Origin of the sequence: Streptomyces sp. NPDC091282 (assembly GCF_044757385.1) — a bacterium.
Taxonomy (GTDB): Bacteria; Actinomycetota; Actinomycetes; order Streptomycetales; family Streptomycetaceae; genus Streptomyces; species Streptomyces gramineus.
This window is the reverse complement of record NZ_JBIVUX010000004.1, coordinates 37,044-51,077: the sequence shown is the minus strand read 5'-3', so window position 1 is coordinate 51,077 and position 14,034 is coordinate 37,044. Positions and strand designations below refer to the sequence as shown.

Genomic DNA, 14,034 nt, shown 5'->3' with positions numbered 1-14,034 from the left:
GACGGGCCGGCCCCCTCTTGTGTCGCGGTGCGGCGCCGTCGTGGGCCTTTGCGCAGTTCCCCGCGCCCCTTTCGGGGCGCCGTTCCCCGTGTGCCTGTCGGGCGGCCGGGTGGGGGAATCGGGCCAGGGGGGTGGGATTGGACTTGGGTGGGTGGGGGGTGGGGGCGTTAGCGTCCGGGGTATGCGGATCCGAATCGTCGACGCCTTCGCCGAGCGGCCGTTCACCGGAAACCCCGCCGGTGTCGTGCTGCTCGACTCCTTTCCCGATGACCCGTGGCTGCGGAACGTCGCCATGGAGGTCAACCACGCCGAGACCGCCTTCGCCCACCCCCTGCCCGAAGGCGGGGACGGCGACTGGGCGTTGCGGTGGTTCACGCCGGTCACCGAGGTGGCGATGTGCGGACACGCCACGCTGGCCACGGCCCATGTGCTGCACACCACGGGAACGCACGCCGGCCCCGTGCGGTTCGCCACCCGCAGCGGGGTGCTGACCGCCACCCCCGCCGCGGACGGGGCGATCACCCTCGACTTCCCCACCGCCCCGCTCACCCGCGTCGACACCCCCGCGGGCGTCGCCGACGCGCTCGGCGCCGAACCCGTGGCCGCCTTCGACACCGGACCCGGCGTCGGCGACCTGCTCCTCGAACTCGCCGACGAGAAGGCCGTGCTGGGCCTCTCCCCCGACCTGAGGGCGCTCGGCGCCCACTCCGTCCGCGGGATCATCGCCACCGCGCGGGCCGAGGACCCGGCGTCGGACTACGACTACGTCTCCCGCTGCTTCTTCCCCAACGTCGGCATCGCCGAGGACCCGGTGACCGGCAGCGCCCACACCGCGCTCGCCCCGCACTGGTCGGCCCGGCTCGGCAGGCCCGACCTGACCGGGCTCCAGGCCTCCCGGCGCACCGGCTTCGTGCGCACCGCGCTGCGCGGCGACCGCACCCTGCTCACCGGCCGGGCCGTGACCGTGATCGACGGCGAACTGCTCACGCCGTAGGCAGCCAGCCGACCTTGCCGGCCAGCAGCGCGTAGCCCACGAACGCGCCGATGTCGAGCAGGGAGTGCGCCACCACCAGGGGACCGACCCGGCCCCAGCGCCGGTACAGGTAGACGAAGACCACGCCCATCACCATGTTGCCGACGAAGCCGCCGATCCCCTGGTAGAGGTGGTACGACCCGCGCAGTACCGCACTGGCCACCAGGGCCGTACCCGCGCTCCAGCCCAACTGGTCCAGCCTGCGCAGCAGGTAGCCGACGACGATGACCTCTTCGAGGATGGCGTTCTGCATCGCGGAGAGGATCAGGACCGGGTACTTCCACCACACGTCGGGCAGCGCCTCCGGCACCACCGTCAGGTTGAAGCCGAGACCGCGCGCGGCCAGGTAGAAGGCGATGCCGGCGCTGCCGATCACCGCGGCGATGCCCGCCCCGCGGCCCAGGTCGGGCCAGCGGCGGGTGCGGTCGAAGCCGAGCGTGCGCAGGCTCGCGCCCTCGCGGAGCAGGAGGTGGGCGACCAGGAGGACGGGGACGAGCGCGCTCGCGATGCCGAACAGCTGCCAGGCGAGGTCCAGCCAGGGACGGCCCGGCGCGGCCGAGGCGTTGAGGGTGGCCGCCTGGTCCTTGAGGCCGCCCGGTTTGGTGACCGATCCGACAAAGCTGATCAGCGCGGAGACGCCGCTCGCGCCGAGCGAGAGCCCGAGCACGAGCAGCGTCTCGTCCCGGAACATGCGCTGCGAGGGCCGCTCCAGTGGGTAAGCACCGGCCACCTGGTCCGCCACCTGCACTCCTGCCTCCAACGGTCATCGGACGTCACAGCTTGCCCGATCGACCTGTGACAGGCGCGGCCGACCCCCGCCGCCCCGGCGAGGCGCCCCGAACGGCGGCCTCAGCCCGTCAGCACCGGTTCCAATAACCCGACCGGCCAGGTGTGCACCGGCTCCCCCTGGTTCATCAGCTCCGCGTAGCGCCGCGTCATGGCGGCCAGCGCCTCGTCCCGCGGCAGCCCCCGTTCCACCGCCCGGTGGAACGTCGCGGCCTGCCAGGACGCCCCGTTGACCCGCCGCCGGCACCGCTCCTCGATCACGCCCAGGTAGAAGTCCCGGTCGGCGCTCTCCACGCCCCACGCGTCCAGGCCGGTCGCCGCCAGCGGCAGCAGCTCGTCGCGGACCAGGGTGACCGCGTCCACCTCCGTCGTGCCGCCGCCGTAGCGGCCCCGCCGCGGCCACACCATCCGGGCGTCGATGCCGTGCCGGCACGCGGCGTCGAAGTTCGCCTCGGCCGCGGCGAACGGCAGCCGGGTCCACACCGGCCGCGACTCCTCCGCGAGGGCGCGCACGAGGCCGTAGTAGAAGGCAGCGTTGGCGATGACGTCGGTGATGGTCGGCCCGGCGGGCAGCACCCGGTTCTCCACGCGCAGGTGCGGGACGCCGTCGGCGATGCCGTAGACCGGCCGGTTCCAGCGGTACACCGTGCCGTTGTGCAGGACGAGTTCGGCGAGCTTGGGCACGCCGCCCGCGTCGAGCACGGCCAGCGGGTCCTCCTCGTCGCAGATCGGCAGCAGCGGCGGGAAGAACCGCAGGTTCTCCTCGAAGAGTTCGTAGGCGGAGCTGATCCAGCGCTCGCCGAACCAGATGCGCGGCCGTACGCCCTGCGCCTGGAGCTCGGGCGGCCGGGTGTCGGTGGCCTGGAGGAACAGCGGCGGCCTGGACTCCCGCCACAGTTCGTGGCCGAAGAGGAAGGGAGAGTTCGCGCCCACGGCGATCTGCACGGCGGACGCCGCCTGCGCCGCGTTCCACACGTCGGCGAAGCGGGCCGGGGTGACCTGGAGGTGCAGCTGCACGGAGGTGCAGGCGGCCTCCGGCACGATCGACTTCGACGTGCACCGCAGGTGTTCGACGCCTTCGATGTCGAGCACGAAGTCCTCGCCCCGCGCGGCGACGATCTGGTCGTTGAGCAGGGTGTACCGGTCGACCTCGGAGAGGTTCGCGGAGACCAGGTCGTCGCGTTCCAGCGTGGGCAGGATGCCGATCATCACGATCCCGGCGGCCACCTCGCCCGCCTTGCGGTCGGCATAGGCCAGCGAGGTCCGCAGTTCCTCGTCCAGCCGGTCGAATACCCGGCCGCCGATCCGATGTGGGGCTATGTTCACTTCCAGGTTGAACATCGCCAGCTCTGTCTGGAAATCGCGGCTGGCGATACGTTCGAGGACCTGGCCGTTCAGCATTCTCGGCATACCGTCCGCACCGGCGAGATTCAATTCGATCTCGACGCCCATGAGGTTCTTGGGGCTGTCGAACCGCTTCTCCACCAGCAGTCGCTCCAGCCCCGCCAGACAGTCGCGGAGCTTTTCGCGGTAGCGCTGGCGATCGGACAGGTCGAACCGGCCCGCCACGACCTTCTCCCCCATCGAAGCGTCCCTCCTCGAATGGGCGGACCGGGGTTCCGGCCGCCGGGTGTCCCGGGTCCAGGTGGGATGATGCCCACCGGAAGCGATCGATAACGTCGCGCGCGGCACAGGGAGCCGCTAGTCTGTTGGAATGTGTCCTGCGGCACATTCACGGGGCATGGGGCATCATGCAACTTCGGGTTCCCCGATGTCCTCGTGAAAAACGCCGACGACATTCGGCCGACCGCGAGAACCCCGTATTACGAGGTCAGTACGGTGGCGGCGGGCCGGAAATCGGGAGGATCCCGCACGTATCAACGGCCGAATTGCGCCTTGTTCTCTGCTGTGAAACGACCCGGTGAAACGCCGCCTGAACAGGCGTCGTATAAACTCCGCGAACAAGGCAGAAGGCTGGCGCCCATGGTCTGGTTCCTGCCCTCTGAATGACGTGCGGCAACAACGCCCGCACCTCTCTTCACCGAGCCGGGCCCCCGCCTCTCTGACCCCCCTGTGAGCTGACAGCGCCGTCCGCCCCTGCCCTCGCGCCGCCGCGCCTGTCGAACGAGAGGCGACCCACCATGCCGCTGCAATTCCCTCCTGCCCCCGCGCCTGCCCTGCGTTCCGTCCTCACCGCCCTGAGTTCGCCCACTGCGGTCCGCGAGGCCCGCACCCCGTCCCTGCGTACCGCCCAGGGACCCGCGACTCCCGAACTCCCGCTGCCCGTGCACGTCCTGGACCGCATCACTCCCGAGGGCATGTCCGGCACCCGGCTGGCCGGCTGGCGCTTCCTGATCCGCTGCGGGGACCGGGCGGTGGCCGCGGCCGACACCATGCTCACCCCGGACGGCTGGGCCTTCTCGCACTTCTTCGAGGGCCCCTACATCTCCTCCACCGAGCGTGCCCTGCAGCAGGCCGAGGCCCTGCAACAGGCCTATCAGCCGCGCCTGTTGTCGCTGCCCGGCCTCTACATGCTCACCCTGTGGCTGCACGGCGACTGCGGCGCGGACGGCACCGAGGGCCACCCGGAGGCCAGCGACCTGCTCGTCCCGCTGGCCCCGGCCCCGCCCGGCATCGCGGCCCACCGGCCGCACCCGGTGGCCGAACTGCTCCCCGTGCTGACCCATCGGATCACCACGGCACCGCTGCTGATCACCCCCGCCTGACGAGGCCACCGGCCCCACCCCGTCGCTCCGGGACGAGTGACGGGGTACGGTCGTATGTCAACAAGTCAATCCGTGCGACAGCGAAAGCCGCTCGTCCGAGCAATTGGCCGCTCCTCGGAGCCGATAATCCACCTCGCCGACGACCTGACTAGCCCCATCCGGCCATGCGGAACCATCCGAATTGGCAGCCGGGGCGAGATGAACCGTCCGCGCGAGTGACGCGTCTCCAATCTGTGAGAGGCGGTGCGGCCAAATCCCTGCGGAACACCGCCCGGAGGGCAACACTGGTTTCCGACCGACTCATCATCACGGGGGACCGAGATGACCACCACAGAGCGAGAGACCCCATCCATGTGCCAGCACCAGCCGCCGTGTCCGACAGCAGAGTCCGCCGACCGGGAGTCCGCCCGTCTGACGGCGCACCACCCGGAGCAGGGCTGGAGCCTGCTGTGCAACGGCGTCCTGCTCTTCGAGGACACCGGTGAGCTTCTGCCCGACGGGCAGATCATCGCGCCGCACCGCCCGGTCGGCGCCGGCAGCGTGATGACCGCCGCCTGACGGACGCAGCACCGCACCACCCCCGGGCGGCCCCGCCGCTCCGCCCGGTGACCAGCAGGGGCCGGACGCACACGCACGGTGCGCACCGGCCCCGACGTGCGTCCGGGGGCGGTCACCGCCCGTAGCCGCTCGTTGGGCGCAGCGCGAGCGACCGGGTGCCGGGCGCGTTCAGCTCGTGGGCCGGTACGCGAACCAGTCGAAGGCGGCCCGGCCCTCGGTGACGTACATGCCGATGACGCGGCCCGTGAAGCCGCCGGCCACCTGGGTGGAGAGGTACCGGCCGTCCAGTTCGGCCAGCCGGACGACACCGGCGGAGGTCTCCGCCGAGAGGATCACGGCGTCGGGCCCGGCGGCCCGGACCCCGGTCGTCCCCGACCGCCCCGGCACGGTGCCGGAGGGCGGCGGCACCCGGTCCGTGCGGGTCTCGACGACGAGGGTCAACGGGCCCGGCGGGACCGGGTGTTCGGAGATCGTCTGGCGCAGCGGGCCGATCCGGGCGAGCGCGCTCACCGTCCCGCCGTACACCTCCAGGTCGTAGTGGTGGGCCTCGTCGACGCGGACCGAGAGGCCCGCGCGGGCCGTACCGGGGTCGAGCAGCGCGGCGGCCCGGCAGTCCGGGTGCTGCTGGCGGCGGCCGACGAAGGTGTGCCCGGCCCGGTCCAGGCTGTCCCCGGTGGCCGTGAGCGTCAGCCACCCGGGCCGGTCGGCCAGCGACCATGAGCCGTCGGGCCGGGCGCGCGGGGAGATCCACTGCGGGGCGAGGGCGGCGGCCGTGAAGTCGTCGCGGGCGGGCGGCTGTCCGACCGGGTGCAGGCGGGCCGGCGCCTGCTCCCGCTCGCGCACCGGCCCCATCCGCGGCCACCCGTCGACCCACTCCACGGGCGCGAGGAAGGTCTCCCGGCCGAGGACGTGGAACTCCGGGAACCAGCCGCGCGGGCGGGTGCCCAGCAGCACCGCCCACCAGCGGCCGTCGGCGGCCCGCACCAGGTCGGCGTGGCCGGTGCACTGGACCGGCTCCCCGGTGCCCCGGTGGGAGACCAGCGGATTGCCCGGCGCCGGCTCCCAGGGCCCGCGCGGCGAACGGGCGCGGGCCACCGACACCCCGTGCCCGAGCGCGGTGCCGCCCTCGGCGACCAGCAGGTACCACCACGCGCCGACCCGGTACAGGTGCGGCGCCTCGGGATCGCGCAGCCCGGTCCCGGACCACATCGGCAGCGGCCCCTCCAGTACCTTTCCGGTCCGGGTGTCGATCCGCGCCACCGTCCCACCGGCCACCGCGCACCAGCAGTCGCCGTTCTCGTCCCAGGCGAGGTCGGGGTCGATGCCGGGGACGTCGATCCACACCGGGTCGGACCAGGGGCCCTCGGGCCGCTCGGCGGTGACCAGGAGGTTGCCGCCCCCGCCGACGACGGTCGTGACGACGTGGAAGAGGCCGTCGTGGTGCCGGATCGTCGGGGCGTACACCCCGCCCGAGGCCGGTGTCCCCTCCGGCAGCGTCAACTGGCCGGGCCGGTCGAGCACGTTGCCGAGCTGCCGCCAGTGCACCAGGTCGCGGCTGTGGAAGAGCGGGACGCCGGGGAAGTACTCGAAGCTGGAACAGACCAGGTAGTGGTCCTCGCCCACCCGGCACACGCTCGGGTCGGGGTGGAATCCGGGGATGACGGGGTTGTCGTACGTCCGCATGCGGAAGCCCTCCCCCAGGCGCCGCCGAAAGTTTCGGCGCATTCGGCGAACATGTCGAGGCGCACTGTAGGCGGGGCGTCCGGGGTCCGGCAAGACGGGCGGCTACAGCTTCAGGCGGTACGGGAGCAGGCAGACCACGACGTCGGTGCGGGCCCGCAGGACGGTGGCCAGGAGCAGGCCGCGCTGGTTCTGCAGGATCTCGTAGCGGCGGTGGACGGGATCCACCTCGGGGATGAGCACGGCGACCTGGCGGCCGCCCTCCGCCGCCCGCTGCACGTAGTCGACGACCGGCTGCACCAGCGAGCGGTGCGGACTGTTGACGATGTCGAGGCGCACCCCGGGATTCCACCGCTCCCAGGCCTCCTCCAGCGCCCGGACCCTGGCCGGATCGGCGTGCACGGCGACCGCGACCACCTCGTCGCCGAGGGCGAGGGCGGCGCCCAGGGCGTGCCGGGCGAGCTTGCTGACCTCGCCGATCGGCACGATCACCAGGCTGCCGAGGTGCCGGGGCGGCGGGTCCGGGGTGCGGCCGAGACCCAGTTCCCTGCCGACGGCGGTGTAGTAGCGCTGGATGCGGGCGAACAGCAGCATCAGCAGCGGTACGGCGAGCACCACCACCCAGGCGCCGCCGAGGAACTTGGTGAGCAGCAGGATGACCCCGGCGAGGGTGGTGAGCACCGCGCCGGTGCCGTTGATCAGCGCCCGCCGCTTCCAGCCGGGGGGCCGCTGGGTCGCCCAGTGCCGGACCAGACCGGCCTGGCTGAGGGTGAAGCCGATGAAGACACCGATGGCGAAGAGCGGCAGCAGCCGGTGGGTGTCGGCGTCGGTGGCGACCAGGAGCAGCGCTGCCAGCAGGGCGAGGGCGACCACGCCGTAGCGGTAGACCGGGCGTTCGGCGCGCAGGCCGAAGAGGTGGGGCAGCCGGTGGTCGCGGGCGAGCAGGCTCATCAGCACCGGCAGCCCGCCGAAGCTGGTGTTGGCGGCCAGCGCCAGGACGAGGGTGACGAGGAGATTGGTGACGTAGTAGGGCCAGCCGGTGCCGTAGGCGCCCGCGGTGAGCTGGGCGAGGACGGTCACTCCGTCGCGCGGGGCCACGTGGTCGCGGTGGATGAGGACCGCCAGGCCGATGAGCATGACGCCGAGCAGCGCGCCCAGCATCAGCTCGGTGCGCTGGGCGCGCCGGACGCTCGGCGGCCGGAAGGTCGGGACGGCGTTGGCGATGGCCTCGACGCCGGTCAGGGCCGAGCAGCCGGACGAGAACGCCTTGAGGACCACCAGCGCGCCGAGCGCCTCGGTCGCGTGCACCGGCCGGTCGGTGCCGACCAGAGCGACCGGGTGCGAGCGCAGCAGGCCGAGCAGGATCACGCCGAGGATCGAGACGATGAACAGCAGGGCCGGCAGCATCAGCACCCGGGCGCTCTCGGCGATGCCCCGCAGGTTCACCGCGGTCAGCAGGGCCAGGCCGATCAGGCAGACGAGCAGCTTGTCGTGGCCGAGGGAGGGGAAGGCCGAGGCGAGCGCGTCGGCGCCGGCCGCGAGGCTGACGGCGACGGTGAGGACGTAGTCGACGACCAGGCTGGCGGCGGCGAGCAGGCTCGCGGTGCCGCCGAGATCCGCCTTGGCGACGGCGTAGGCGCCGCCGCCGTCCGGGTGAACGGCGATGACCTGGCCGTAGGAGACCACGAGCGCGGCGAGCAGGAAGGTGATCGCGAGGGTGATGGGCAGGGTCGCGGTGAGCGCGCCGGTGCCGGCGACCACCAGGGCCAGCACGATCGCCTCGGGGCCGTACGCCACCGAACTGAGCGCGTCCAGGGAGAGGGCGGCCAGTCCCTGCAGGCTGGTCAGGCCGTGCTTGTCGCCCTCGCCCGGACGCAGCGGAACCCTGGGTCTCAGTTCACGACGTGCCAGGCCATACGCCATCGGAACCTCATCACGGCCGGTGGGACGGTCGGCAACAGTGTCCTGCGGACCGGGGCCGTGCGCCCGTGGGGAATGCCCGGACGGGCGGCCGCTGAGGTGGCACACCTCCGGGCGAGGGCCGGGCCGCCGCTCGCCCGGAGGTGGGTATCGGGGCGGGCCGGGCCGGTCAGAGGCCGACGTCCCGGCGGCGGATGTCCTCCAGGGACTCGCGGCGGACCAGCAGCCGGGCGTGGCCGGCCCGGACGGCGGTGACCGGCGGGCGGCCCACCAGGTTGTAGCCGGAGGCCATGGACAGGTGGTAGGCACCGGCCACCGGGACCGCGAGCAGGTCACCGGGGCGCAGGTCGGCGGGGAGTCCGGCGTCCGCGGCCAGCACGTCACCGGCCTCGCAGTGCCGCCCCACGACGGTCACCGGGGCCGTCGGAGCGGCGCTCGCGCGGCCGACGAGCCGGGGCGCGTACCGGACGCCGTAGAGCGCGGGACGCGGGTTGTCGCTCATCCCGCCGTCGACGGCGACGAAGGTGTGCTCGCCGGTCTTCTTCACGGCGAGGACCCGGTACACGGCGATCCCCGCCGGGCCCACGACGGCCCGGCCCGGCTCGATGATCAGGCGGGGCACCGGCAGCCCGGCGGCCGCGCACGCCTGGGTCAGCTCGCCGCGCACCCTGCGGGCCAGCGCGGTCAGGTCGAGGGCCGCCTCGCCGGGCCGGTAGGCGACGCCGTGGCCGCCGCCGAGGTCCAGTTCGGGCAGGACCAGGCCGTGCTGCTCGTGCAGCCGGGCCATCAGGCCGACCAGCCGGCGCACCGCGGCCAGGTAGGGCTTGACGCTGGTGATCTGCGAGCCCAGGTGGCAGTGCAGACCGGTGAGTTCGAGCTGCGGCTGGTCCAGTATCCGGGCGATGGCGTGCTGGGCGTAGCCGTCGGCGATGGACAGGCCGAACTTCTGGTCGTCGGTGCCGGTGCGGATCTTCTCGTGGCCGCCCGCGCTGATCCCCGGCACCACCCGGACCATCACCTTCTGGTGCCCGCCGGGTCCCACGGCGGCGGCGAGCCGGGCGATCTCCGAGGGGCTGTCGATCACGATCCGTCCGACACCGAGCCGCAGCGCGGTCTCCAGGTCGCGCGGGGACTTGGCGTTGCCGTGCAGCACGATCCGCTCCGGCGGGAACCCGGTGGTGACCGCGAGTTCCAGTTCGCCGGCCGAGCAGACGTCCAGGCCGAGGCCCTCCTCCGCGGTCCAGTGGACCATGGCCCGGCACAGGAACGCCTTGGCCGCGTACAGGACTTCGGCGTCCGGGAAGGCGTCCCGGTAGGTGCGGCAGCGTTCGCGGACCTCGTCCTCGTCCAGGACGTAGACGGGTGTGCCGAACCGGTCGGCGACCTCGGCGAGCGGGACACCGCCCACGGCCAGGTCGCCGGGCCGGTGTTCGGTGGTGGAGGCGGGCCACACCGACAGATCGGCGGGCGTGGTGGTGAGGACGGGTTCGTGCAGGGTGGTCATCGACCGCTCCCCTCTCAGACGGTTCAGGCGGTTCGGGCGATCCGCAGGGACACGGCGACCGGCGCGAGCGGCGCCACCGGGGTGGGGGCCGGCGCCGACAGCTGGGGGTCGACCGTGACGGTGGTGACGCCGAGCGGTGCGGTCAGGGCACGCAGCGCGGGTTCGGCGAGCCGGATCCAGGCCTGGCCGGGGCCGAGGGTGGCGGCGAGGGCGCGGGCCGAGGTGAAACCGACCGCCGTGCGCTCGCCGAGCGGGGTGCGGAAGAGCCGGGCCGCGCACCCCGCGGGTCCCGGCCGGACCGGTACGAACAGGGGTCCGGCCGGGAAGCGATCGGAGGGTTCCGGATCGTCACCGCACAAGAGTTCTGGCATGGGATGCCTCCTGCCACAGGAAGGAACGGGTGCCCCGGACGCGGGGAGGCGGACCGGGGCTCGCTGATGACGCTATGCCCGGTCCCGGCCCTCATCCGACGCTTCATGACGGGACGCTGACGGTGATCGCGGCGACGTTGACGGGACGCTGACGGCGGGCCCCGCGGTGCTGGTCGCGGGTGTCAGAGGCGTGCCAAGAAGAGGCGGCGGAGCTGGCCCGCGCCGGGTTCCGGGGGTGTCATGGAGGCGGTCCGGCCCCGGGACACGCCCGGGGTCCGCTGCGGAAATACGGTGAGGACATGTCCCGATACGACACCTGCGCGTCCCGTCGGGTCGTCGTCGGTGTGAGCGGTTCGCTGGGCAGCGTCACGGCCCTGTACCGGGCCGCGGCGGAGGCCAGGCACCGGGAGGCCGAGCTGTGGCCGGTGCTGGCCTGGGAGCCGCCGGGCGGCGAGTCGGCGGCCCGCCGCTCCCCCGCCCCGCCGGCGCTCACCGGGGAGTGGCAGCGGCTCGCCCGCGAACGGCTGCTCGTCGTGCTCGGCGAGGTCTTCGGGGAGGCGACGCCGGCCGGTGTCCCGCTGCACGGGCTCGTCGTCCGCGCCGCGCCGGGCGCGGCCCTGGTGGAGACGGCGGACCGGGACGACGACATCCTGGTGGTCGGCGCGGGCCGGCGCGGCTGGCAACGGGCCTTCTCGGGCCGGGTCACCCGCTACTGCCTGACGCACGCGCACTGCCCGGTCCTCGCGATACCGCCGTCCCCGCTGGAGGAGACGCTCGCGGCCGCCCGCCGCCGCAGCGCCTGGCATCTGCCGCTGAGCACACGGCAGTTGTCGTCCTGAGCCACGACAACGCCGGAGCCGTGACGGCGGCAGAGCGATCGGGAGCCGTCACGGCATCGAAGCGGACCGGGAGCCGTCACGACGTCAGGGCCGTGGGGAGAGCCGGCCGCTCCGGTTCGCGGCCCGGCGCCGACGGCAGGCTCAGCACCATGGTGAGCCCGCCGCCCGGCGTGTCCTCGGCCGTGAGCGTGCCGCCCATCGCCTCGGTGAAGCCGCGGGCCACGGCCAGGCCGAGGCCGACCCCGGCACCGCGCGGCGAGTCGCCGTACCGCTGGAACGGTTCGAAGATGCGCTGCTTGGCCTCGTCCGGGACGCCGGACCCGCGGTCCACCACCCGGACCTCCACCCGGTCGGCGAGGGAACTGGCCTTCACCAGCACGGGGGTGTTTGGCGGGCTGTACTTGACCGCGTTCTCGACGACGTTGGCCACCACCCGCTCCAGGAGGCCCCTGTCGACGTGGACCATGGGCAGCGTCTCCGGGATGTCCAGTTCGACGCCGTCCTCGGGGACCCCGCCCAGGGCCATCGGCACCACCTCGTCCAGGTCGGTCTCCCGGACGATGGGGGTGACGGTGCCGGTCTGCAGCCGGGTGATGTCGAGGAGGTTACCCACGAGGTTGTCGAGCCGGTCGGCGCCCGCCTCTATGGCCTCCAGCAGCTCCGCCCGGTCCTCCTCGGACCACTCGACGTCGTCCGAACGCAGCGAGGACACCGCCGCCTTGATCCCGGCGAGCGGGGTGCGCAGGTCGTGGCTGACGGCGGCCAGCAGCGCGGTGCGGATCCGGTTGCCCTCCGCCAGCTCCTTGGCCCGGTCCGCCTCGTGCTGGAGGCGCTGCCGGTCGAGCACGACGACGGCCTGCGCGGCGAACGCGGCGAGCACCCGCCGGTCGGACGCGGGCAGCACCCGTCCGGACAGGGCGAGCGTCATGCGGTCGCCGACCGGCATGTCGACGTCGGCGTTCTCCGGCCGTCCGCAGGGCTGCGGCCCGACACTGCCGGCGCAGGTCCACGGCGTCACGTCGTCCGCCCTCTCCAGCAGGGCCACCGACTCCATGCCGAAGGTCTCGCGGACCCGTTCCAGGAGCGCTTCCAGGCTGGTCTCGCCGCGCAGCACGCTGCCCGCGAGGAAGGACAGGATCTCCGACTCGGCGCGCAGCCGGGCCGCCTGCTGGGTGCGCCGGGCGGCGAGGTCCACGACGGACGCCACCGACACCGCGACCCCGAAGAAGATCGCCATGGCGACGATGTTCTTGGGGTCGGCGATGGTGAGGGTGTGGACGGGCGGGGTGAAGTACCAGTTGAGCAGCAGGGAGCCGACGAGCGCCGAGGTGAGCGCCGGGAGCAGTCCGCCGAGCAGGGCCGCGGCGACCGTCAGGGTGAGGTAGAGCAGCATGTCGTTGGCCAGGCCCACCTCGGGAGCCAGGCCGGTCAGCAGCCAGGTCAGCAGGACGGGTCCGAGGACGCCGGCGAGCCAGCCCCAGATGATCCGGGACCGGCCGAGCCGTGCCGGGCGTCCCAGCGGGAGCCGCCCCTTCCCGGCCTCGGCGTGCGTGATGAGGTGGACGTCGAGGTCGGGGCCCGACTCGCGGGCGACGGTGGCGCCGACGCCGGGCCCCAGCACGTACTGCCACGCCTTGCGGCGCGAGACGCCGAGGACGATCTGGGTGGCGTTGACACCGCGCGCGAAGTCCAGGAGGGCCGCCGGGACGTCCTCACCGACCACCTGATGGAAGGTCCCGCCGAGATCCTCCACCAGCGTGCGCTGGACGGCGAGTTCCTTCGGCGAGGCCGAGGTCAGACCGTCGCTGCGGGACACGTACACGGCGAGCACCTCGCCGCCCGCGCCCTTCTCCGCCAGCCGCGCCGCCCGCCGGATCAGCGTCCGGCCCTCGGGACCGCCGGTCAGCCCGACCACGATCCGCTCCCGCGAACCCCAGATCGCCGACACCCGGTGCTCACTGCGGTACTGCTTCAGATACGCGTCCACACGGTCCGCGACCCACAGCAGCGCCAGTTCCCGCAGAGCGGTCAGATTGCCCGGCCGGAAGTAGTTCGACAGCGCCGCGTCCACCTTGTCCGACTGGTAGATGTTCCCGTGCGCCATACGCCGCCGCAGCGCCTCGGGAGACATGTCGACCAGCTCGATCTGGTCCGCCCGCCGCACCACCTCGTCCGGCACCGTCTCCCGCTGCCGCACCCCCGTGATGGACTCCACGACATCACCCAGGGACTCCAGATGCTGGATGTTGACGGTCGAGACCACGTCGATCCCCGCCGCCAGCAGCTCCTCCACGTCCTGCCAGCGCTTGGCGTTGCGCGAACCGGGGACGTTGGTGTGCGGCAGCTCGTCCACCAGGGCGACCTGGGGGCGGCGGGCGAGCACGGCGTCCACGTCCATCTCGGTGAACACCGCGCCGCGGTACTCCAGTTCCCGGCGCGGGATCTGCTCCAGGCCGTGCAGCATCACCTCGGTGCGCGGCCGGCCGTGGTGCTCGACGAACGCGACCACGCAGTCCGTGCCGCGTTCGATCCTGCGGTGGGCCTCGGCGAGCATGGCGTAGGTCTTGCCCACACCGGGTGCCGCGCCGAGGTAGATCCGGAGCCTGCCGCGTGCCAT

Annotated in this window: 11 protein-coding genes; 4 read left to right on the top strand and 7 right to left on the bottom strand. The window is 73.2% G+C overall.

Translation table 11 applies throughout. The features are described from left to right. Positions 1-181: 181 nt before the first annotated feature. Positions 182-994, top strand: a complete 813-nt coding sequence (locus tag ACIQOE_RS19345; protein WP_351326984.1) for a PhzF family phenazine biosynthesis protein — start codon at positions 182-184, stop codon at positions 992-994. Here the strand turns inward: ACIQOE_RS19345 and ACIQOE_RS19340 are convergent. Both ACIQOE_RS19340 and ACIQOE_RS19335 read right to left on the bottom strand, forming a co-directional pair. Continuing rightward, positions 984-1,724 (bottom strand): CPBP family intramembrane glutamic endopeptidase, encoded by a 741-nt coding sequence (locus tag ACIQOE_RS19340; protein WP_401413380.1) that lies wholly within the window; start codon positions 1,722-1,724, stop codon positions 984-986. The two genes, ACIQOE_RS19345 and ACIQOE_RS19340, sit on opposite strands and share 11 nt — an antisense overlap. 158 nt (positions 1,725-1,882) lie before the next feature. Beyond that, entirely contained in the window at positions 1,883-3,403 is a 1,521-nt protein-coding gene (locus ACIQOE_RS19335) for a glutamate--cysteine ligase (RefSeq protein ID WP_351326986.1), read from the bottom strand. Between the two features lie 557 nt (positions 3,404-3,960). Here ACIQOE_RS19335 and ACIQOE_RS19330 point away from each other — a divergent pair. Further along, a complete protein-coding gene (locus tag ACIQOE_RS19330) occupies positions 3,961-4,545 on the top strand; it encodes a hypothetical protein (RefSeq protein WP_401412591.1) in 585 nt (194 codons plus the stop codon). A 351-nt stretch (positions 4,546-4,896) separates the two neighbouring features. Further along, positions 4,897-5,103, top strand: coding sequence for a DUF5999 family protein (locus ACIQOE_RS19325; RefSeq protein WP_363014973.1), 207 nt, complete (start codon positions 4,897-4,899; stop codon positions 5,101-5,103). 168 nt (positions 5,104-5,271) lie between these two features. Here ACIQOE_RS19325 and ACIQOE_RS19320 read toward each other — a convergent pair whose 3' ends face one another. From ACIQOE_RS19320 to ACIQOE_RS19305, 4 genes are all read right to left on the bottom strand, one after another. Next, on the bottom strand, positions 5,272-6,786 hold the full coding sequence (locus tag ACIQOE_RS19320) for a glycoside hydrolase family 43 protein (RefSeq protein ID WP_401412589.1): 1,515 nt from the start codon (positions 6,784-6,786) through the stop codon (positions 5,272-5,274). Positions 6,787-6,888: 102 nt separating this feature from the next. Beyond that, positions 6,889-8,706, bottom strand: coding sequence for an amino acid permease (locus ACIQOE_RS19315; protein ID WP_401412587.1), 1,818 nt, complete (start codon positions 8,704-8,706; stop codon positions 6,889-6,891). Between the two features lie 166 nt (positions 8,707-8,872). Next, positions 8,873-10,207, bottom strand: a complete 1,335-nt coding sequence (lysA, locus tag ACIQOE_RS19310; protein WP_362649616.1) for a diaminopimelate decarboxylase — start codon at positions 10,205-10,207, stop codon at positions 8,873-8,875. 23 nt (positions 10,208-10,230) lie between these two features. Then, positions 10,231-10,578, bottom strand: a complete 348-nt coding sequence (locus tag ACIQOE_RS19305) for an SAV_915 family protein (RefSeq protein ID WP_362649613.1) — start codon at positions 10,576-10,578, stop codon at positions 10,231-10,233. Positions 10,579-10,877: 299 nt separating this feature from the next. Between ACIQOE_RS19305 and ACIQOE_RS19300 the strand changes: the two genes are divergently transcribed. Next, the gene (locus ACIQOE_RS19300; RefSeq protein WP_401412584.1) at positions 10,878-11,417 is read left to right on the top strand and encodes a universal stress protein; all 540 of its coding nucleotides are present in this window, start codon (positions 10,878-10,880) and stop codon (positions 11,415-11,417) included. A gap of 76 nt (positions 11,418-11,493) precedes the next feature. Here ACIQOE_RS19300 and ACIQOE_RS19295 read toward each other — a convergent pair whose 3' ends face one another. Further along, complete coding sequence (locus tag ACIQOE_RS19295; protein WP_401412582.1) at positions 11,494-14,034, bottom strand: ATP-binding protein; 2,541 nt, start codon at positions 14,032-14,034, stop codon at positions 11,494-11,496.